Consider the following 19928-nt stretch of genomic DNA (forward strand, 5'->3'; position numbering starts at 1 on the left):
TGTGGAACCACCCGATCCCATCCCGAACTCGGAAGTGAAACGCAGCTGCGCCGATGGTAGTGTGGCTCAAGCCATGCGAGAGTAGGTCATCGCCAGGGTTTACACCCAAAACCCCGCTGCTCACGCAGCGGGGTTTTTCTTTGCGCGCAGATAAACACGCTGGGGGCGTTGCCGCGCGTTGCGCGGTGCCAGCCAAGGCTGTAGATCCACGCCATGCGTGGATGGACCGCCCCACCGCCCACAAAAAAAGGCGGCGCCCCGTGGGGCGCCGCCTGGACCTCAACACTGTTCAGTCGAGCATGGCTCGGCTTTACGGGGCCGCAGCCTTGTTCTTCATCATCTCGTCGCGGGCGGCCTTGAAGGGATTGCCTTCGTACCAGTTCGGCCAGCGATCGCCGCCTGCCAGTTCCTTGCCCACGCCGTACATCAGTTCCAGGTCTTCCACGGTGCCATCCAGCTTCCAGGTGGACGCATCGAACTCATCCTTCGGCCCGTGGTAGCGGTTGTTGCCGTAATCGGTCGCGGCCTTGCGGCCCGCGTCGACGCCACCGTCGCGCAGGTCCTCGCCACCGTCGGCATACAGCGCCGGCACGCCGGCCTTGGCGAAATTGAAGTGGTCCGAACGGAAGTAGAAGCCGCTCTGCACCGAGGTCTCGCCGTGCAGGGTGCGATCCTGGGCGGCAGCCAGCGGCTTGAGGATGTCCTCCAGCTCGGAACTGCCGAAACCGGTCACCGTCACGTCCTTGGCACGGCCGGCCACCGACATCGCGTCGATGTTGATCACGCCGGCAATCTTGTCCAGCGGGAAGGTCGGGTGGGCCACGTAGTACTTGGAACCCAGCAGGCCGGACTCTTCCAGGGTCACGGCCAGGAACACCACCGAACGCTCCGGCTTCGGATCCTGGTGGGCCATGGCTTCGGCCACTTCGAGAATGCCGGCCACGCCGGTCGCGTTGTCGACTGCACCGTTGTAGATGTTGTCGCCTTCCTCGCCCTCATGTTTGCCCAGGTGGTCCCAGTGGGCCATGTACAGCACGGCTTCGTCGGCACGCTTGCTGCCCGGCAGCACGCCCACCACGTTGCGCGACTGCTTCTGCGCGATCTGGCTCTTCAGGTCGACCGCAGCGGTGGCCTTCAGCGGCACCGGCTTGAAGCCGCGCTTGCTCGCGTCCTTGTAGGCCTGCGCCAGGTCCAGGCCGGCCCCGGCAAACAGCGCCTTGGCGGCGTCCGCACTCAGCCAGCCCTGCACCGGGATGCGCGCTTCCGGATCATCCTTCGCCGGCAGGTCGTACTGCGGGCCGGCCCAGGAGTTCTTCACCACATCCCAGCCATAGGAAGCACCGGCGGTGTCGTGCACGATCAGCGCGGCGGCGGCACCCTTGCGGGCGGCTTCCTCGAACTTGTAGGTCCAGCGCCCGTAATAGGTCATGCGCTTGCCGTCGAACAGCTTCTCGTCGCCGACATGGAAGCCCGGGTCGTTGACGAACATCACGACCGTCTTGCCCTTCCAGTCCTGGCCGGCGTAGTCGTTCCACTTCTGCTCCGGCGCATCCACGCCATAGCCGACGAAGACCAGGTCACTGGCATCGACCTTCACTTCGGCCTCGCCGGTACGGGTGCCCACCACCATGTCGGTGCCGAACTTCAGCTCGGTGGTCTTGCCACCCTGGGTGATCTTCAGGACGGTCGATTCGTCGGCCGTGGTCTCGGTCATCGGCACGTCCTGGAACCAGCTGTCACCGTTGCCCGGCTGAAGGCCGATGCGCTGCATCTGGTCGCGGATGTAGTTGACCGTCAGTTCTTCGCCCTTGCTGCCCGGGGCGCGGCCTTCGAATTCGTCCGAAGCCAGCGTCTTGACCATCTCGCTGAAGTCGGCGGCGTTGATGCCGGGCGAGAAGGTGTGGGCTGCCGGCGTGGCGGCAGCATCGGGGCTGGCGGCAGGCGCCGGCGTGGAAGTGTCTTCGCCTTTGCAGGCACTGAGCGCGGCCGCGGCCGCGGCGGCCAGGCACAGGAGGAGTTTGCGGGGCATCGTCGTTTCCTGGATACACGAGGGATGGCCACGCCGGGCGCGGCCGGTGAAGGGGAGCATTCCCCGTACTGCAGCGCCGGGGACTCAGTCCGCCGGCGCGGTATCGGTGTCGAACGGGATCGGCTCGGCACCGGTGACCGGCCCGACGCGTGCGGTGCGGTGCACGTACAGCACCACCTCGCGTTCGAACAGCAGCGGGCCTTCGACCACGGCGTTGGGGCCGATGATCACGCGCGGCTTGCGGCTGGCCGTGAGCGAAACGCTGAAATTGGGCTTGCGCACGCGCAGGCCGCCACCGACCTGCGAGCCGATGCCCACGGTGATGTCACCGTTGACCGTTTCCACGTCCTTGCGCACGCGGCTGCTGACCAGGCCGATGCCACCATTGACCGTTTCCACGCCGCCTTCGATCTGGCTGCCGTGGTCGCTGAAGATGCTGCCGTTGACCGTGCTGACATCGCCTTGGGCGATGACTTCACGGCCCAGGCGCACGCTGCCGTTGACCGTCTCGATGCTGCCGGTGCGGGCGCGGTCGGCCACGGTGACGCCGCCGTTGACGGTGTCGATGCTGCCGGTTTCCACGCCATCACCCACGCGGATGCCGCCGTTGACGGTGTCCAGCTTGCCGTAGCGCTGGCCCGGGTCGGCGCTGATGCTGCCGTTGACCTTGCTGATGTTGTCCTGCGCGCCAAGCGGGCCGGCGACCAGCAGTGCGCCCAACAGCAGCGGAATGGAGAGCGTTTTCATGGGGGCCTCGTTGTTGTGCGGCTGGCAGGCCGCGTGCGTTGATGTCACCATTCCCCGGCACCCCCTGCAACTGCCTGAAGTCACTGGAAAGCCCTTGCGCAACAACGTCTTCCCCTCACGCCGACATCACACCGCCGCTGCCCGCGCCGGGCGTTGCCTGTTGCTGGGGCTGGCATTGGCGCTGGCCGCTCCCCTGCCGGGCAGCGCGCAGACCGCTTCTACCCGCGAGGCCGAGCGCAAGCTGCAGAAGCTGCGTACCGAACTGAAGGGCGTGGCGCAGGAGCGCCGGCAGATCGAGGGCCAGCGCGGCCAGGCCTCACGGCAGCTGCGCGATGCCGACGAAAAGGTTGCCCGCAGCGGCCGGGCACTGGCCCAGACCGAAACCGCGCTGCGCGAGCAGAACCAGGCCCTGGCCGAAGCCGAACAGCGTCGCGCCACCCTGCAGGCCAACCTGGCCCAGCAGAACCGCGAGTTGGCCGGGCTGCTGCGCGCGGCCTACCAGCTGGGCAACCATGCCCCGCTGAAGCTGCTGCTGTCGCAGGACACGGTGGCCGATGCCAACCGTGCCCTGGCGTACCACCGCTACCTGCAGCGCGAGCGCGCGCAGCGCATCGCCACCCTCACCGGCGACCTGAAGGAACTGGAGACGCTGCAGGCGCAGATTGCCGAGCGCAAACAGACCCTGCAGGGCGCGCAGCGAGAACAGAAGCAGCAGGCGGCCTCGCTGGCGGCAGATCGCCGCGATCGCGCGCAGACCGTGGCCTCGCTGGAAGAACGCTTCAAGGACCGCCGCGAGAAGGAACAGGCGCTCGGTCAGGATGCCAAGGCGCTGGAAACGCTGCTGGCCAACCTGCGTGCGGCCGCCGCCCGCGCCGAGGCCGAGCGCCGTGCCGCCGCGCGCAAGGCGGCCGCCGAGAAGGCCGCTGCCGAAAAGGCCGCACGCCAGGCCAAGGCCGAGGGCCGCCCGCCGCCGCCGACCAAGGTCCCGCCGGCCGTGGCCTCCGCGCCTGCACCGAAGGTGGGCGGGCTGGGCTGGCCGCTGTCGGGCAACCTGCTGGCCCGCTATGGCGCCAAGCTGCCCGACGGGCGCACCAGCAGCGGCGTGCTGATCGGCGCGCCGGCAGGCAGCACCGTCACCGCCGTGGCCGATGGCACCGTGGTGTTCTCCGACTGGATGACCGGCTACGGGATGATCCTGATCGTCGACCACGGCAACGGCTACATGAGCCTGTACGCACACAACGACACCCTGCTGAAGGATGCCGGCGCGCGCGTGAGCCGTGGCGATGCCGTGGCCAAGGTCGGCAATTCCGGTGGCCAGGGTGTGACCGCGCTGTACTTCGAGCTTCGCCGCGGCGGGCAACCTGTCAACCCGGACAGCTGGCTGCAGCGGCGCTGAATCGACGCTGCTGCGACCGGGCCGGATTCAACGGGAATTTAGCCACGCTTCGCGCATAATCGGGGCATGTGCCTTGGGCACGATGCCACCGTCGACAGGAGTGATCCATGCGCGCAGCCCGTACCGCCACCCTCTTGCTGGCCCTGATGCCAGCGCTGTCCTGGGCGCAGCAGACTGCGCCGGCCGCCACCGATACCTCCGGCCAGGCAGCGAGCAACGAGGAGGCGGTGACCTCGAAGGTGCCGCTGGAAGACATCCGTCGTTTCGTCTCGGTCTACAACGCAGTCCGCGCGGCCTACGTCGATCCGGTCGATGACAACAAGCTGATGCAGTCGGCCGTGCGCGGCCTGCTGCTGGATCTCGATCCGCACAGCACCTACTTCAACAAGGAAGATGCCGAGGCCTTCGACGAGCAGGCCAACGGTGCCTACGAAGGCATCGGCGTGGAGCTGCAGCAGCAGCCCGACAACGCCAGCATGAAGGTCATCTCGCCGATCGACGACACGCCGGCGGCCAAGGCCGGCATCCTCGCCGGTGACCTGATCATCGCCATCGACGGCAAGCCGATCAGCGCCATCGATGCCAGCGAGCCGCTGCGTGGCCCAGCCGGCAGCAAGGTGGTGCTGACCATCGTGCGCGACGGCAAGCCCAAGCCGTTCGATGTCAGCCTGACCCGGCAGACCATCCGCGTGACCAGCGTGAAGAGCCGCATGCTCGAACCGGGCTACGGCTACATCCGCCTGAGCACGTTCCAGGCCGATACCGGTTCTGATTTCCAGAAGCACGTGCAGCAGCTGCAGAAGCAGGCCGGTGGCCAGCTCAAGGGCCTGGTGCTGGATCTGCGCAGCAACCCGGGTGGTCTGTTGACCGCCGCGGTGCAGGTGGCCGATGACCTGCTCGACAAGGGCAACATCGTCAGCACCCGCGGCCGCATCAGCATCAGCGATGCACGCTTCGATGCGACGCCGGGCGACCTGCTGAAGGGTGCGCCGGTGGTGGTGCTGGCCGACGCCGGTTCGGCCAGTGCGTCCGAAGTGCTGGCCGGTGCGCTGCGCGACAACAAGCGTGCGCGCGTGGTCGGCAGCCGGACCTTCGGCAAGGGCTCGGTGCAGACCGTGCTGCCGCTGGACAACGGCGATTCGGTCAAGCTGACCACGGCGCGCTATTACACGCCCAGCGGCAAGTCGATCCAGGCCACCGGCATCGTGCCCGACGTCGAACTGAAGCCGGCGCCGACGCCGGAGGAAGATGCACTGCCGGCCAGCCTGAGTGATTACAGCGAGGCGACCCTGCCGGGCCACCTGCGCGGTGACGACGAAGGTACCGAGGGCTACCGCGCCGGTGCGGTGCTGCCGGGCGATGCGCCGATCAATGACGCCCTGGCCGAACTGAAGAACCCCGGTTCAGTGGCCACGCGGCTGAAGGCCGAAGCGGCCAAGGCCGAGGCGGAGAAGGCGACGAAGGCCGCGGCCGCCAAGCCGGCGCCGAAGCCTGAGGCAAAGCCCGATGCGAACGCAGAGCCGAAGCCCGAACCGAAGCCGGCGGCCAAGCCGGCCGAAACCCCGGCCAAGCCCTGAGGTAGCGCCGGGCCACGCCCGGCGACGCGGTGAGTGGGGAGCCGGCCAGCGGCCGGCACTACCCGGTGCTCAGAACCCGTGGCGCTTGCGCAGCTTGCGGGCGATGGCCGCGCGCACGTACACGCCGTACAGCAGGCCGAACACGAAGCCGCCGATGTGCGCCCACCAGGCCACCATGCCGAAGCTCGGGCCGATGTGGGCGAACACCACCTGCAATGCGGCCCAGACGCCGATCAGCAGATAGGCCGGGGCACGCACGAATTCCAGGAACAGGCCCAGCGGGATGACCACGCCGAGGCGCGCGGCCGGGAACAGCGCCAGGTAGGCGCCGATCATCGCCGACACCGCGCCGCTGGCGCCGATGATGATCTGGTCGGGGCTGCCCATGGTGTAGATCGCCACCAGGTTCGACACCGCGCCACCGACCAGGAACAGCAGCATCAGCCGCCACGGGCCGAGCACGCGCTCGGCGGGCAGGCCGAAGATCAGCAGGAACACCAGGTTGCCCAGCAGGTGCGACCAGTCCGCGTGCAGGAACAGGGCGGTGAACAACCGCAGCACGCTGCCGTCCTTCAGGGTCGCCCACCAGTCCTGCGGGTGGGTGAGGCCGGTGGACAGGGCGCCCCAGTCCAGCCAGAGGCTGTTGCGGGCGTCGCCCGGACGCGAGATCGACCACAGGAATGCCAGCCACAATGCCGCAAACAGCACGGGTGTAGCCCAGCGCAGCGTGGCCTTCTTGCGGGAGGGGAGAGACACGAACATGGCCGCTAGCCTAGCGTGCCGGGGCTTTGCGCGGGCGAGGCGCCTGTTCAGTTTTTGCGCATCGAATACGGCCGCTGCTGTTATTGTTTCATTAACGGCTCTGGGTAATACTCGCATACGGCGTCGTATGTCGGGAGGGGAATCCGGCGCGTTCTGGCGGGCCTTTGCGGGTCCGGTAGGCGCAGGCGCACTCAGAGCACCATCACCGCTTACCGGAGAGAGAACACGATGCAAACTGCTTCCACCATTGCCCGACTGACCCTGCTGGCCGTCGGCGTTGCCGGTGCGCTGGCCGCCGCTGATGCCAACGCCGCTGCCTTCCAGCTGAAGGAAAACAGCGCCAAGGGCCTGGGCCGTGCGTTCGCCGGCTCCGGCAGCGCCGAGGGCGACGCGTCCATCATCGCCGTCAACCCGGCCGGCATGCGCCAGCTGGACGGCACCATGGTCCAGGGCGACCTCAGCGCCATCAGTTTCAAGGCCGAGTTCAAGGGCCAGGGCCGTAAGCCGACGGGCGCCGCGCAGACCGGCAGTGACGGTGGCGACGCCGGCATGATTGCGCCGGTCCCGGCCGCTTACTTCCACATGCCTCTGGGCGAGAAGGCCCATTTTGGTGTCTCGCTGACCGCTCCGTTCGGCTTCAAGACTGAATACGACAACGGCTGGGTGGGTCGCTACAGCGGCCTGAAGACCGACCTGAAGGCCATCGACCTGGGCTTCGCCGCGTCCTATGACGTGAACCCCTACGTGTCGTTCGGTGCATCGGTGTTCGTCGAGCACCTGACCATCGAACTGAGCAACAACATTGACTTCGGCACCGCGCTGGCTCAGTCGCGTGTGCCGGGCTTCGCCCCGGGCAGCGCCGATGGCAAGCTGACCGTGGAAGGCGACAACAACGCCGTGGGCTGGACCGTCGGCGGCCTGTTCAGCCCGGATGAGAACACCCACATCGGCATCAGCTACCGCTCCAAGGTCGAGCACAAGATCACCGGTGGCGACGCCACCTTCGATGTGCCAGCCAATGCGGCAGCGGTGCTGGCTGCGGCTCAGCCGGGCCGTTTTGTCACCACCAGCGGCAAGGCCACGGTGACCCTGCCGGCGTCGGCCACCCTGAGCGTGACCCACAAGGTCAACGACCGCTGGACCGTGATGGGTGACGTCACCCGCACCGCCTGGTCGACCGCCTTTGACCAGGTCACCATCGACTACGCCTCGGCGCAGCCGGATTCGGTGCTGGAGTTCGGCTACCGCGACACCACCTTTGTTTCGCTGGGTGCCGACTTCAAGCTGAGCGATACGGTGACCCTGCGCGGTGGTGTTGCGCTGGACCAGACCCCGACCACCGATGCCCACCGCGACGTGCGCGTGCCGGATACCAGCCGCAAGTGGCTGTCGCTGGGCGTAGGCTGGACCCCGTCGGCCAACACCGAATACAACTTCGGTTACACCCACCTGTTCACCAGCGACCCGAACGTGAACGTGCCGGCGACCACCAACAACCAGGGCAACTCGCTGTCGGGCAAGTACAAGGTCCGTGGCGACGTGCTGGCTGCGTCGTTCCAGTACAAGTTCTGATTCAGGCCACGGCCTGAAGCAGTACAAGGAGGGCCCCGCGCAAGCGGGGCTTTCTTTTTATGGGTAGACGCCATCCACGCATGGCGTGGATCTACTGACGGGATTCTGGCGGAGGAAACGATGACGCTCACGCGCAAGGGCAAACACTGGTATGGAAGCGGGGACGACGACATCCGGGCGGTCATCCAGGGCTTCAGTGAACGCAACGGTTACCCCGCGACCGACTACCGGACTGCGGTCTGTGTCTGCGGATCGACGTTGTTCCGGTTGTTCGATGACGAAGAGGCAGGCGTTGCGCGGCGTGACTGCGTGGCCTGCGGCAATGCGCACCTGATGGGCGACAGCGCGGAGTATGCCGATGAGGCGGACCCCGAAGCCCATGAATGCCTCTGTGGCAGCGAGGCCCTGGCCATCCACTGTGGCGTGGCGCTGTGCGCCGATTCGCGCGATGTGCGCTGGCTGTACATCGGCTGCCGCTGCCCGCAGTGCCAGTTGGTGGGGGTGTATGCCGAGTGGAAGTGCGAGGGCGGGCCGGTGGAGGCCTTCATGGCCCGCGTGTAAGGCCCCCCACGCTCGGCGCGCGGATCAACGACAATGTCGCCATGAACCTCACTGATCCGAACTTCCAGCTGGAGCTGGCCGCCAACATCGCCGTCGCCGGCTCGATCCTGCTGGCCGGCCGCAACAACGTGCACACCTGGTGGCTGGGCATCGTCGGCTGCGCGCTGTTCGCGGCGGTGTTCGAACGTTCGCACCTGTTTGCGGACATGGTGCTGCAGTTCTTCTTCATCGCCATCAGCGTGCTGGGCTGGTGGCAGTGGCTGCGCGGCGACCATGGCGCGCCCCTGCCGATCACCCCGGTGCGCCCGCGGGCGTGGGCCTGGCTGCTGCCGCTGGCGGTGGTGGCGACCTTCGCCTACGGCTGGATGCTGACCCGCCTGACCCATGCCTACGCGCCCTATATCGATTCGGCAGTGCTGGTGCTGAGCGTGATCGCGCAGATCCTGATGATGCGGCGCAAGCTGGAATCGTGGTGGGTGTGGCTGCTGGTCAACACCATCGCCGTGCCGCTGTACTACAGCCGCGGCCTGCACCTGACCTCGTTCCTCTACATCGGCTTCTGGATCAACGCGCTGGTGGCGCTGCGCCACTGGCGCACGCTGATGCGCGCCGAGGCAAAGGCCGCTGATGCCGCTGCCTGAGCGCGTCGAGCGCGGTCTGGTGGTGGGCAAGTTCTGCCCACTGCACCGCGGCCATGAGCACCTGATCGACTTCGCCGCCGCGCACTGCCGGCAGCTGCTGGTGATCGGCTGGTCGCAGCCGGGCTTTGTCGGCTACAGCGCCGCCCGCCGCGAACGCTGGCTGCGTGCGCGCTTTCCGCAGGCGACGGTGGCGGTGCTGGACGATGCCCGCCTGGCCGCGCTCTGCGAACAGCACGGCCTGCCACCGCGCGCGCTGCCACGCGACAGCGACAGCGAGCAGGCGCAGCGCGATTTCACCGCCTGGCTGTGCCTGCACCTGTTCGGCGGGCCAGTGCAGGCGGTGTTCACCGGCGAGGACTACGGCGATGGTTTTGCCGCAGCGATGGCCGCGCACTTCAACGCACCGGTGCAGCACCAGCGGCTGGAGCGCAGCCGCGATGTCGGCCAGCCCAGCGGCACCCAGCTGCGCGCCGATCCGCATGCGCTTCGCCATGGCCTGTCGCCACAGGTGTACGCGGACTACGTGCAGCGCGTGGCCTTCATTGGTGGCGAATCCACCGGCAAAACCACGCTGGCGCGCGTACTGGCCGCGCGCATGGGCACGACATGGGTCGCGGAGTACGGGCGCACGCTGTGGGAGATGCAGGGCGGTGACCTGCGCGAACCGGACCTGCTGCGCATCGCCGAAGAGCAGCCCCGGCGTGAGGATGCGGCGGTGCTGACGGCGCAGCGCTGGCTGTTCTGCGATACCACGCCACTGGTGACCCTGGGCTACAGCGGCTGGATGTTCGGCAGCGCACCGGACGCGCTGCTGCAGGCTGCATTGCGGCCGTATGACCTGCTGTTCCTGTGCGCACCGGACATCGCCTTCGACCAGGATGGCACGCGGGTGGGCGAGGCCTTCCGCGCGCAGCAGCATGCCTGGTACCTGCAGGAGCTGCAGGCGCGGGGGCTGCCGTTCGTGCTGCTGGAAGGCGATCTGGAAACACGCATCGCGCGGGTACAGGACGCGCTGGCCGCGCGCGCGGACAGCCGCTTCAGCGCGGCGGCGTGATGGCACAAAAAACCCCGCTTTCGCGGGGTTTTTCGTGCATCAATCACACCCGTGGAAGGGGAGGGGTGTTTCAGTCGCCCAGGGTCAGCAGCGAGGCGTTGCCACCGGCGGCGGTGGTGTTCACCGTCACCGTCTTTTCGGTGGCGAAGCGCAGCAGGTAGTGCGGGCCGCCGGCCTTCGGGCCGGTGCCGGACAGGCCCTGGCCACCGAACGGCTGCACGCCGACCACCGCACCGATCTGGTTGCGGTTGACGTAGACGTTGCCGACGTGGACGCCGTTGCTGATGCGGTCGACGGTCTCGTCGATGCGCGAATGCACGCCCAGGGTCAGGCCGTAGCCGGTGGCGTTGATCTGGTCGATCACCGCGTCGAGCTGGTCGCCCTTCCAGCGGATGACGTGCAGCACCGGACCGAACACTTCCTTCTGCAGCTGGGCCAGGTCCTTCAGTTCATACGCACGCGGTGCGAAGAAGGTGCCATTGGCGGCTTCAACGGACAGTTCGGCAGCGGCGATCAGGCGCGCTTCGCGGTCCATGCGCTCGGCATGGTCCTGCAGGATCTTCAGCGCATCGGCGTCGATCACCGGGCCGACGTCGGTGGACAGAACGCCGGGGTTGCCGACCTTCAGTTCCTTCATCGCACCGGCCAGCATGGTCATCACCTTGTCGGCGATGTCGTCCTGCACGAACAGCACGCGCGCGGCCGAGCAGCGCTGGCCGGCGGAGGTGAAGGCCGAACCGATCGCGTCCTTGACCAGCTGTTCCGGCAGCGCCGAGGAATCGGCGATGAAGGCGTTCTGGCCGCCGGTTTCGGCGATCAGCACACCGATGGCGGCATCACGCGCGGCCATCGCGCGGTTGATCGCACGGGCGGTGTCGGTGGAGCCGGTGAAGGCCACGCCAGCCACGCGCGGGTCGGCGGTCAGCGCGGCACCGACGGTGGCACCGTCGCCCGGCAGGAACTGCACCACCTCGGCCGGCACGCCGGCATCGTGCAGCAGCTTCACGGCGTAGTAGCCGATCAAGTTGGTCTGCTCGGCCGGCTTGGCGATGACGCTGTTGCCGGCGGCCAGTGCAGCGGCCACCTGGCCCAGGAAGATCGCCAGCGGGAAGTTCCACGGGCTGATGCAGACGAACACGCCGCGGCCGTGCAGCTGCAGCTCGTTGGATTCACCGGTCGGGCTGGGCAGCTTCTCGGCGTGGCTGAACTGCTCGCGCGCCTGCTTGGCGTAGTAGCGCAGGAAATCCACGGCTTCGCGCACTTCGGCGATGCTGTCGGGCAGGCTCTTGCCGGCTTCCTTCACGCACAGCGCCATGAACTCCGGCATGCGCGCTTCCAGCTGGTCGGCGGCGTGTTCGAGGATGGCGGCGCGGCTGGCGGCCGGGGTGCGGTTCCAGGCCGGCTGGGCGGCCACGGCATTGGCCAGGGCCTTCTGCACGGTGGCGGCGTCGGCGGCCAGCCACTGGCCGACCACTTCACGGGTGTCGGCCGGGTTGGTGACCGGCAGCGCGGCACCAGTCGGGTTGGCACCCGGCACCAGCGGGGCGGCCTGCCAAGGCTTCACTGCCGCGTTGATCTGCTCGGCCAGGGCGCGCAGTTCGTTGTCGTTGGCGAGGTTGGCGCCCATGGAGTTCTTCCTGTCGTGGTTCTGGCTGCGCAGCAGGTCAACCGGCAGCGGGATCTTCGGGTGGGGGATCGAGGCGAACGAGGCGACCATCTCGACCGGATCGCGGATCAGGTCGGCGATCGGCACGCGTTCGTCGGTGATGCGGTTGACGAAGCTGGAGTTGGCGCCGTTTTCCAGCAGGCGACGCACCAGGTACGGCAGCAGGTCTTCATGCGAACCGACCGGCGCATACACGCGGCAGGGCAGGGCCAGGCGGTCGGCCGGCACCACTTCGGCGTACAGGTCGTCGCCCATGCCGTGCAGCTTCTGGTGCTCGTACACGCCACCGTTGGCGATGCTGCGCACCGCGGCGATGGTGTGCGCGTTGTGCGTGGCGAACATCGGGTAGATCGCGTCGGCATGGGTGAACAGACGCTTGGCGCAGGCCAGGTAGGACACGTCGGTGTTCTGCTTGCGGGTGAACACCGGGTAGCCCGGATAGCCTTCGATCTGCGCGCGCTTGATCTCGGCATCCCAGTAGGCGCCCTTGACCAGGCGCACCTGCAGGCGGCGACCGGCGCGGCGCGCCATGTCGGCCAGGTGGTCGATCGTGTACGGGGTGCGCTTCTGGTAGGCCTGCACGACCACGCCGAAGCCATCCCAGCCGGCCAGCGAGGCATCGCCGAACACCTGTTCGATGATGTCCAGCGACAGTTCCAGGCGGTCCGACTCTTCGGCGTCGACGGTGCAGCCGATGCCGTAGCTCTTGGCCAGCTGCGCCAGTTCCAGCACGCCCGGCACCAGGTCGGTCAGCACGCGCTCGCGCTTGGCGTGCTCATAGCGCGGGTAGAGCGCCGACAGCTTGATGGAGATGCCCGGGGCGTTGTTGACGTCGCCGTCCGGGCGGCCGCCGCGCGCCTTGTGGTCGCCGCCGATGGCGTGGATCGCGCGGCGGTAGTCCTCGAGGTAGCGCAGCGCGTCCTTCATGGTCAGCGCGCCTTCGCCCAGCATGTCGAACGAATAGCGGTAGCTGGCGTTGTCGCCCTTGTGCGAACGCGACAGTGCTTCGCTGATGGTGCGGCCCATGACGAACTGGTGGCCCATGATCTTCATGGCCTGGCGCACGGCCAGGCGCACCACCGGCTCACCGACGCGGCCGACCAGGCGCTTGAAGGCGCTGGGGGCATCGGCGCGGGTGGCGTCGTTCATCTGCACCAGCTTGCCGGTCAGCATCAGGCCCCAGGTGGAGGCGTTGACCAGCACCGAGTCGCTGCCGCCCAAGTGCTTTTCCCAGTCGGCATCGGCCAGCTTGTCGCGGATCAGCTTGTCGGCGGTGTCCTGGTCCGGAATGCGCAGCAGCGCCTCGGCCACGCACATCAGCAGCACGCCTTCCTCGCTGCCCAGGTCGTACTGGCGCATGAAGGCTTCGATCGCACCCTGGTCCTTGGCGCGCACGCGCACCCGGCCGACCAGGTCGGCGGCCAGCGCCTGCACCCTGGCCTGCTCCTCGGCGGGCAGGCGGGCCTGGGTCAGCAGCTCGCGCACGTGGCTGGCCTCGTCCTTCAACCAGGCGTCGGTGATGGCCTGGCGGAACGGGTTGGGGGACGCCGGCAGTTCCGGCGACAGCAGCGCGCCCGGACGCGGCGCGTCGTGGGCGGCAGGGGAGGAGGAGGGTGCGTTCATGCCGATCCGGCCAGTGGAAAACTTGGCGATTTTAATCATTTTTGCGCCCTGCGGAAGTGTCCCGCAGACACCTTTGTAGAGGGCTGATAGCCCCTAGCAGTGGTGGATTCAGCGTGTTCAGCAAGCTCGACCGTATTTGTGCCGAATTCGTCATTCGCGCCGCCGGGGCCATGCTGTATTGCAACATGGGAAAAAGTGTGAATGGACCCTTGCTACCGGTGAGAGGGCGGGGCTACCATCGAGGCGTTTCCCGCGGCAGGAACGCGGTTGCGACATGATCGAGGTGCTTCCAGCTCCGGATGGGTCAGGTACGCAGCTGCGGCTGCGTCCCCCACGGGCGCTCGATGCCCGGCAGTTCGTCCTGTTGTTTGCCGTGTTGTCGGGAGCGATGTGGCTGGTCTCCGCCCTCGGGTGGGTGGCTGGCAACGCATTCGCTCCCCTGTTCGCGCTGCTGTACAGCCTGTTGCTGGCAGCCGCCCTGCGTGCCTTGTGGCGCAGCGGTGAACGGCAGGAGGAGATCCGGGTCGTGCCGGCGTACGTGGAGGTCATCCCCGTACCCGGTGGATCGCCGGTGTTCCGGGCCCACCCCCATTGGGTGCGCCTGCTCACCGATGACGAGAGGGTCCGGCTGGCATCCAGCGGACGGCAGGTGGAGGTGGGGAGTTTCCTCGCGCCGGCCGAACGCCAGACGCTCGCTGAAATGCTTGAAGGCTTGCTCGCCGCCAGCGATGGCGGCAACCGACGACGCTAAGGGTCTAGGCAATGAAGCAAAGCAGCAGGTGGGGCACGAAGTGCGTTGCAGCGGTCGCCAGCCTGGTGGCCGGGGGACTGGTTCCGGCATGGGCATGGGCGCAGGCGGCCGATCCCAAGCCGTGGCAGCTGAACATGGGCAAGGGGGTCACCCAGACCTCGCGCCTGGCCTGGGAGTCGAACAACCTGTCGTTGATCATCTGTACGGTGATCGGCGTCATCGTGTTCGGGGCGATGGCCTACGCCATCTTCAAGTTCCGCAAATCCAAGGGCGCCGTCGCCGCCACCTTCAGCCACAACACCAAGGCCGAGGTGATCTGGACGGTGATCCCGGTGATCATCCTGATCGTGATGGCGTGGCCGGCCACGGCCAACCTGATCAAGATGTACGACACCCGCGATGCCGAGATGACGGTGAAGGTCACCGGCTACCAGTGGATGTGGAAGTACGAATACCTCGGCGAGAACGTCACCTTCACCAGCCGCCTGGACCGCGAGTCCGACCGCATGCGGCAGAGTGGCAAGGTGCCGACCCGGGAAAGCCACCCGCACTACCTGCTGGACGTGGACAACCGCCTGGTGCTGCCGGTCGATACCAAGGTGCGCTTCGTCATCACCTCTGATGACGTGATCCACGCCTGGTGGGTGCCGGCGCTGGGCTGGAAGCAGGACGCCATCCCCGGCTTCATCAATGAGGCCTGGACCAGCATCGAGCAGCCCGGTGTTTACCGCGGCCAGTGCGCCGAACTGTGCGGCAAGGACCATGGCTTCATGCCGATCGTGGTCGAGGCCGTGTCCAAGGAAGACTTCAAGCAGTGGCTGGCGCAGCGCAAGCCGCCGCCGGCAGCGCCTGCCACGCCTGCGGCACCGGCTGAACCAGCGGCACCGGCGGGCGAGACGCCGGCAGCGCCGGCCGCACCGGCGGCGGCTGAAGCCGGCAGTGCACCTGCCACCGCGGCCAGCGGCGCGTGATGTAAAGCCCGCGGCCGTTCGCGGCCGTGGAGACAACCGATTCTGAGAGGTGTTTTGCGATGGCGCACTCGGCAGTTGGGCACGACGATCACCACCACCACCAGAGCTTCTTCGAGCGTTGGTTCTTCTCGACCAACCACAAGGACATCGGCACGCTGTACCTGGGTTTCAGCTTCATCATGTTCGTCATCGGCGCCTTCATGAGCGTGCTGATCCGGCTTGAGCTCGCCCAGCCCGGCATCCAGTTCATCCGCCCGGAGGTGTTCAACCAGCTCACCACGGTCCATGCGCTGGTGATGATCTTCGGTGGCGTGATGCCGGCCTTCGTCGGCCTGGCCAACTGGATGATCCCGCTGCAGATCGGCGCGCCGGACATGGCGCTGCCGCGCATGAACAACTGGTCGTTCTGGCTGCTGCCGGTGGCCTTCAGCCTGCTGCTGCTGACCTTCCTGCTGCCGGGCGGTGCACCGGCCGGTGGCTGGACGCTGTACCCGCCGCTGTCGCTGCAGGGCGGCTACAACGTCGCCTTCACCGTGTTCGCGATCCACGTCGCCGGCATCAGTTCGATCATGGGCGCGATCAACATCATCGCCACGGTGCTCAACATGCGTGCGCCGGGCATCGACCTGCTGAAGATGCCGATCTTCTGCTGGGCCTGGCTGATCACCGCCTTCCTGCTGATCGCGGTGATGCCGGTGCTGGCCGGTGCGGTGACCATGCTGCTGACCGACAAGTTCTTCGGCACCAGCTTCTTCAATGCCGCCGGTGGCGGTGACCCGGTGATGTTCCAGCACATCTTCTGGTTCTTCGGGCACCCCGAGGTCTACATCATGATCCTGCCCGCCTTCGGCGTGGTCAGCGAGATCATTCCGACCTTCAGCCGCAAGCCGCTGTTCGGCTACCAGGCGATGGTGTACGCCACCGCCGCGATCGCCTTCCTGTCGTTCATCGTCTGGGCCCACCACATGTTCACCGTGGGCATGCCGCTGGGTGGCGAGATCTATTTCATGTTCGCCACGATGCTGATCTCGATCCCGACCGGCGTGAAGGTGTTCAACTGGGTCAGCACCATGTGGCGCGGCTCGCTCACCTTCGAAGCACCGATGCTGTGGTCGGTGGCCTTCGTCATCCTGTTCACCATCGGTGGTTTCTCCGGCCTGATGCTGGCGATCGTGGCAGCCGACTTCCAGTACCACGACACCTACTTCGTGGTCGCCCACTTCCACTACGTGCTGGTGACCGGTGCGGTGTTCGCGCTGATTGCCGCGGTGTACTACTGGTGGCCGAAGTGGACCGGGCGCATGTACAGCGAGAAGTGGGCCAAGGTGCACTTCTGGTGGTCGATCGTGTTCGTCAACCTGCTGTTCTTCCCGCAGCACTTCCTCGGCCTGGCCGGCATGCCGCGGCGCATTCCCGACTACAGCGTGGCGTTTGCCGACTGGAACCTGATCAGCTCGATCGGTGCGTTCGGCATGTTCGCCACGCCCTTCATGATGGCCGCGATCCTGCTGTCCTCGCTGCGCAATGGCGAGAAGGCCGAGGCCCGTTCGTGGGAAGGCGCGCGCGGCCTGGAGTGGACGCTGCCGTCGCCGGCACCGGCGCACACCTTCACCACGCCGCCGACCATCCGCCCTGGCGACCTGGCGCATGACGACATCACGCATTGAGGTGGGGCATGCATAACGAGAGCCCGCTTCCGATCGGTAGAGTCGAGCCATGCTCGACTGAAGAGAAGCAGCCGAGCATGGCTCGGCTCTACAACAACGGCGAGCAGCCGACCGGTAGAGTCGACCGTTGGTCGACTCACGAAGAGCAGCCGACCAACGGTCGGCTCTACCAGCAGCAGCGCCAGCGCGCGAAGCGGACCGCGATGTGGGTCGGCGCCGTCGCCGTGCTGGTCTACGTCGGCTTCATCCTCAGCGGGGTGATCGGCCGATGAGCGAGACGCCGGCCACCGCTCCGTCACGCAGTGCCGGGCTGCCGCGCCTGATCGGCGTCGCGGTGGCGGTGTTCCTGCTGACGTTCTCGCTGGTGCCGCTGTACCGCATCGCGTGCGAAAAGGTGTTCGGCGTGCGCCTGGAGCGCGGTCCTGGCAGCGAGGCCAGCACCGGCGCCGCCACCGGCAAGCGCACCGTGCGCGTGGAGTTCGATGGCGGGGTGAATTCGCGGTTGCCGTGGTCGTTCCATCCCGAGCAGCTGACCATGGACGTGGTGCCCGGCGAGCTCAACGAAGCGCTGTATTTCGCGCGCAACGACAGCGCCAATGCCGTGGTCGGCAGTGCCGTGCCTTCGGTGGCACCGGCGCGCGCGTCGGGCTTCTTCAGCAAGACCGAATGCTTCTGTTTCACCGCGCAGACGCTGCAGGCCGGCGAGAAGCGCGACATGCCGGTGCGCTTCATCGTCGATCCGGACCTGCCGCCGGAAATCAAGACGATCACCTTGTCCTACACCTTCTACCGCAACGACGCGCTGTCCGACCGGCTGGCACCTGCCGGCACCTCGGAAGGCGCGCACGCCGCTCCCTGACCCGGATACCGACATGGCCCAGACACCGACCGACGCCAACGTGTACTTCGTCCCGGCCCAGAGCAAATGGCCGTTCGTGGGGTCCATCGCGATGATGGTGACCATGGTCGGCGTGGCCAGCTGGCTCAACGATGCCAGCTGGGGGCGCTGGACCTTCTACATCGGCGTCGCGATGCTGGTGCTGACCCTGTTCTGGTGGTTCAGCGACGTGGTGCGCGAATCGCAGGCCGGCCACTACAACCGCCAGGTCGACGGCTCGTTCCGGATGGGCATGGTCTGGTTCATCTTCTCCGAAGTGATGTTCTTCGGTGCCTTCTTCGGCGCGCTGTTCTACACCCGCAACCTGGGCCTGTCCTGGCTCAGCGGCGAAGGCCGCGGGGTGATGACCAACGAACTGCTGTGGCAGGGCTACTCGGCGGGCTGGCCGACCAACGGACCGGCGGCGATCGGTGGTGCCTTCCAGACCATTCCGGCCTGGGGCCTGCCGCTGATCAACACGCTGATCCTGCTGACCTCCGGCGTGACCCTGACCATCGCCCACCACGCGCTGAAGGCCGGCAACCGCCGCCAGCTGCTGGTGTGGCTGGGCGCCACCGTGCTGCTCGGCCTCGGCTTCCTGACGCTGCAGGCGGAGGAGTACATCCACGCCTACAAGGAACTCAACCTGACCCTGGGTTCGGGCATCTACGGTTCGACGTTCTTCATGCTGACCGGCTTCCACGGCGCGCATGTGCTGCTGGGCACGATCATGCTGATCGTGATGTGGCTGCGTTCGGCCAAGGGACACTTCACCCGCGACAACCACTTCGCGTTCGAAGCCGCCGCGTGGTACTGGCACTTCGTCGACGTGGTGTGGCTGATGCTCTTCATGTTCGTCTACGTGCTTTGACCGGCGCCGGCGCCGGTGGCCTCAGCCACCGATGCCGTGCGGTTTGATCCAGCCCATGTAGATGCACACGATCACCAGTACGATCAGTGCGACTGACACGCCGATACGCCGGGTCAGTGCGTTGACCGTGCGCTTGGTCTGGCCGCGGTCGACCAGCAGGTAATACAGGCCGGCGCCCAGATTCCAGACGATGACGATCAGAAACGCGATTACCAGCAGGGTCTTCAGCGAATCACTCATGCGCGGCTCGAGGGCAGGGTGGATGCGCCTATCTGACCGCGTTTGCGCGGACTTGTCATGATGCGCCAGCACACACGCGTGGTCGGCTGGCTGATGGCGGTGCTGGCGATGGCCGCGTTCACTGCGTTGGGGTTCTGGCAGCTGCAGCGCATGCACGCCAAACAGGCGCTGCTCGATGCGCAGGGACCGGCGGTGGCGCAGTCGCTGCCGCTGGCGCAGGCGCTGGCCGCACCCGGGGCGTTGCACGGCGTGGCCGACCATGGCCGCTTCCTGCCCGGGGTGGTACTGCTGGACAACCAGACCCGGCAGGGCCGTGCCGGGGTGAAGATCTATCGACCCTTCCGCAGTGACGGCGGCAGCGTGCTGCTGGTCGACCTGGGCTGGCGCGCGCTGCCGCCGGATCGCACCTTGCCGCAGGTGCCCGCGCCGCCGTCGCCGGTGGCGGTGCGCGGGTTGCTGGCACCGCCGCCAGCGGCCGGCCTGGCGCTGGGGCCGGCGTTCTCCAGCACCGGCGAGCCCGGACGCTGGCTGGCCAGCCGCCTGCCTGCCGACGGCCTGGCCCGCGCGCTGGGGCTGGCCGCGCTGCCCGACCGGGTGCTGCGCCTGGACCCGGCCCTGCCGTTCGGCGATGCGCGTGACCTCGACCTGCTGCCGAACACGCTGCCGCCGCAGCGTCACCTGGGCTACGCGGTGCAGTGGTTCGGCCTGGCGCTGACCGTGCTGGTGGTCGCGCTGGTGCTGGAACGGCGCCGGAGGCGCTCCGTTGCCCGGTAGTTCCGGCCGCGGGCCGGCCCTCCCCCGGGTTTATGGATGCCGGCCAGCGGCCCGCCCCCCCCGCCACCCACCCCCCACCAAGAGAAAAATCCCCCCAAGAACACAGCTACCACCCCCCACGCGCGCCGTTCCGGCCCCCCGCCCCC

18 protein-coding genes and 1 rRNA gene are annotated in these 19928 nt (G+C 67.4%); 14 read left to right on the forward strand and 5 right to left on the reverse strand.

Features of this window, described 5'->3' with window-relative positions; translation table 11 throughout:
* Window positions 1-98, forward strand: a 5S ribosomal RNA gene (rrf, locus tag ACVOK1_RS16680); the annotation flags it as partial.
* 212 nt (window positions 99-310) lie between these two features.
* Here the strand turns inward: rrf and ACVOK1_RS16685 are convergent.
* Window positions 311-2029, reverse strand: a complete 1719-nt coding sequence (locus tag ACVOK1_RS16685; protein WP_481562711.1) for a M28 family metallopeptidase — start codon at window positions 2027-2029, stop codon at window positions 311-313.
* 84 nt (window positions 2030-2113) lie between these two features.
* The gene (locus ACVOK1_RS16690; RefSeq protein WP_108767485.1) at window positions 2114-2776 is read right to left on the reverse strand and encodes a DUF4097 family beta strand repeat-containing protein; all 663 of its coding nucleotides are present in this window, start codon (window positions 2774-2776) and stop codon (window positions 2114-2116) included.
* A 94-nt stretch (window positions 2777-2870) separates the two neighbouring features.
* Between ACVOK1_RS16690 and ACVOK1_RS16695 the strand changes: the two genes are divergently transcribed.
* Window positions 2871-4175, forward strand: a complete 1305-nt coding sequence (locus tag ACVOK1_RS16695; RefSeq protein WP_481562712.1) for a murein hydrolase activator EnvC family protein — start codon at window positions 2871-2873, stop codon at window positions 4173-4175.
* Between the two features lie 107 nt (window positions 4176-4282).
* A complete protein-coding gene (locus ACVOK1_RS16700) occupies window positions 4283-5752 on the forward strand; it encodes a S41 family peptidase (protein WP_481562713.1) in 1470 nt (489 codons plus the stop codon).
* Window positions 5753-5821: 69 nt separating this feature from the next.
* On the opposite strand, the gene ACVOK1_RS16705 is transcribed toward ACVOK1_RS16700, so the two are convergent.
* Window positions 5822-6514 (reverse strand): rhomboid family intramembrane serine protease, encoded by a 693-nt coding sequence (locus tag ACVOK1_RS16705; protein WP_164074116.1) that lies wholly within the window; start codon window positions 6512-6514, stop codon window positions 5822-5824.
* A gap of 228 nt (window positions 6515-6742) precedes the next feature.
* Here ACVOK1_RS16705 and ACVOK1_RS16710 point away from each other — a divergent pair, with 228 nt between their 5' ends.
* The 4 genes from ACVOK1_RS16710 to ACVOK1_RS16725 all read left to right on the forward strand — a co-directional run bounded on the left by ACVOK1_RS16710 (window position 6743) and on the right by ACVOK1_RS16725 (window position 10342).
* Window positions 6743-8086, forward strand: a complete 1344-nt coding sequence (locus tag ACVOK1_RS16710; protein WP_313053313.1) for an outer membrane protein transport protein — start codon at window positions 6743-6745, stop codon at window positions 8084-8086.
* 120 nt (window positions 8087-8206) lie between these two features.
* Window positions 8207-8647 (forward strand): hypothetical protein, encoded by a 441-nt coding sequence (locus ACVOK1_RS16715; RefSeq protein ID WP_481562714.1) that lies wholly within the window; start codon window positions 8207-8209, stop codon window positions 8645-8647.
* Window positions 8648-8688: 41 nt separating this feature from the next.
* Window positions 8689-9288, forward strand: a complete 600-nt coding sequence (pnuC, locus tag ACVOK1_RS16720; RefSeq protein WP_481562715.1) for a nicotinamide riboside transporter PnuC — start codon at window positions 8689-8691, stop codon at window positions 9286-9288.
* Window positions 9275-10342, forward strand: a complete 1068-nt coding sequence (locus tag ACVOK1_RS16725) for an AAA family ATPase (protein ID WP_481562716.1) — start codon at window positions 9275-9277, stop codon at window positions 10340-10342. The genes pnuC and ACVOK1_RS16725 overlap by 14 nt, the downstream gene beginning before the upstream one ends.
* Before the next feature lie 70 nt (window positions 10343-10412).
* On the opposite strand, the gene putA is transcribed toward ACVOK1_RS16725, so the two are convergent.
* Window positions 10413-13631, reverse strand: a complete 3219-nt coding sequence (gene putA / locus ACVOK1_RS16730) for a bifunctional proline dehydrogenase/L-glutamate gamma-semialdehyde dehydrogenase PutA (protein WP_481562717.1) — start codon at window positions 13629-13631, stop codon at window positions 10413-10415.
* Window positions 13632-13905: 274 nt separating this feature from the next.
* On the opposite strand from putA, the gene ACVOK1_RS16735 reads away from it, so the two are divergent.
* Genes ACVOK1_RS16735 through ACVOK1_RS16760 form a run of 6 tightly spaced genes read left to right on the forward strand, consistent with a single transcriptional unit; the run spans window position 13906 to window position 18768 of the window.
* On the forward strand, window positions 13906-14382 hold the full coding sequence (locus tag ACVOK1_RS16735; protein WP_108767493.1) for a DUF2244 domain-containing protein: 477 nt from the start codon (window positions 13906-13908) through the stop codon (window positions 14380-14382).
* 11 nt (window positions 14383-14393) lie between these two features.
* Window positions 14394-15353: a cytochrome c oxidase subunit II gene (gene coxB / locus ACVOK1_RS16740; protein WP_481562718.1), complete on the forward strand. Its 960-nt coding sequence runs from the start codon at window positions 14394-14396 to the stop codon at window positions 15351-15353.
* 59 nt (window positions 15354-15412) lie between these two features.
* Window positions 15413-17020, forward strand: a complete 1608-nt coding sequence (ctaD, locus tag ACVOK1_RS16745; protein WP_108767495.1) for a cytochrome c oxidase subunit I — start codon at window positions 15413-15415, stop codon at window positions 17018-17020.
* A gap of 8 nt (window positions 17021-17028) precedes the next feature.
* Complete coding sequence (locus ACVOK1_RS16750) at window positions 17029-17292, forward strand: hypothetical protein (protein WP_481562719.1); 264 nt, start codon at window positions 17029-17031, stop codon at window positions 17290-17292.
* On the forward strand, window positions 17289-17879 hold the full coding sequence (locus tag ACVOK1_RS16755; protein ID WP_116864958.1) for a cytochrome c oxidase assembly protein: 591 nt from the start codon (window positions 17289-17291) through the stop codon (window positions 17877-17879). Before ACVOK1_RS16750 ends, ACVOK1_RS16755 begins: the two co-directional genes overlap by 4 nt.
* A 13-nt stretch (window positions 17880-17892) precedes the next feature.
* Window positions 17893-18768, forward strand: a complete 876-nt coding sequence (locus tag ACVOK1_RS16760; protein WP_200752591.1) for a cytochrome c oxidase subunit 3 — start codon at window positions 17893-17895, stop codon at window positions 18766-18768.
* Window positions 18769-18789: 21 nt separating this feature from the next.
* On the opposite strand, the gene ACVOK1_RS16765 is transcribed toward ACVOK1_RS16760, so the two are convergent.
* Window positions 18790-19008, reverse strand: a complete 219-nt coding sequence (locus ACVOK1_RS16765) for a twin transmembrane helix small protein (RefSeq protein ID WP_049468560.1) — start codon at window positions 19006-19008, stop codon at window positions 18790-18792.
* A gap of 57 nt (window positions 19009-19065) precedes the next feature.
* Between ACVOK1_RS16765 and ACVOK1_RS16770 the strand changes: the two genes are divergently transcribed.
* Window positions 19066-19782, forward strand: coding sequence for an SURF1 family protein (locus tag ACVOK1_RS16770; RefSeq protein ID WP_481562720.1), 717 nt, complete (start codon window positions 19066-19068; stop codon window positions 19780-19782).
* The last annotated feature ends 146 nt before the right edge of the window (window positions 19783-19928 follow it).

The sequence above is a fragment of the Stenotrophomonas sp. STEN087 genome, assembly GCF_056759115.1.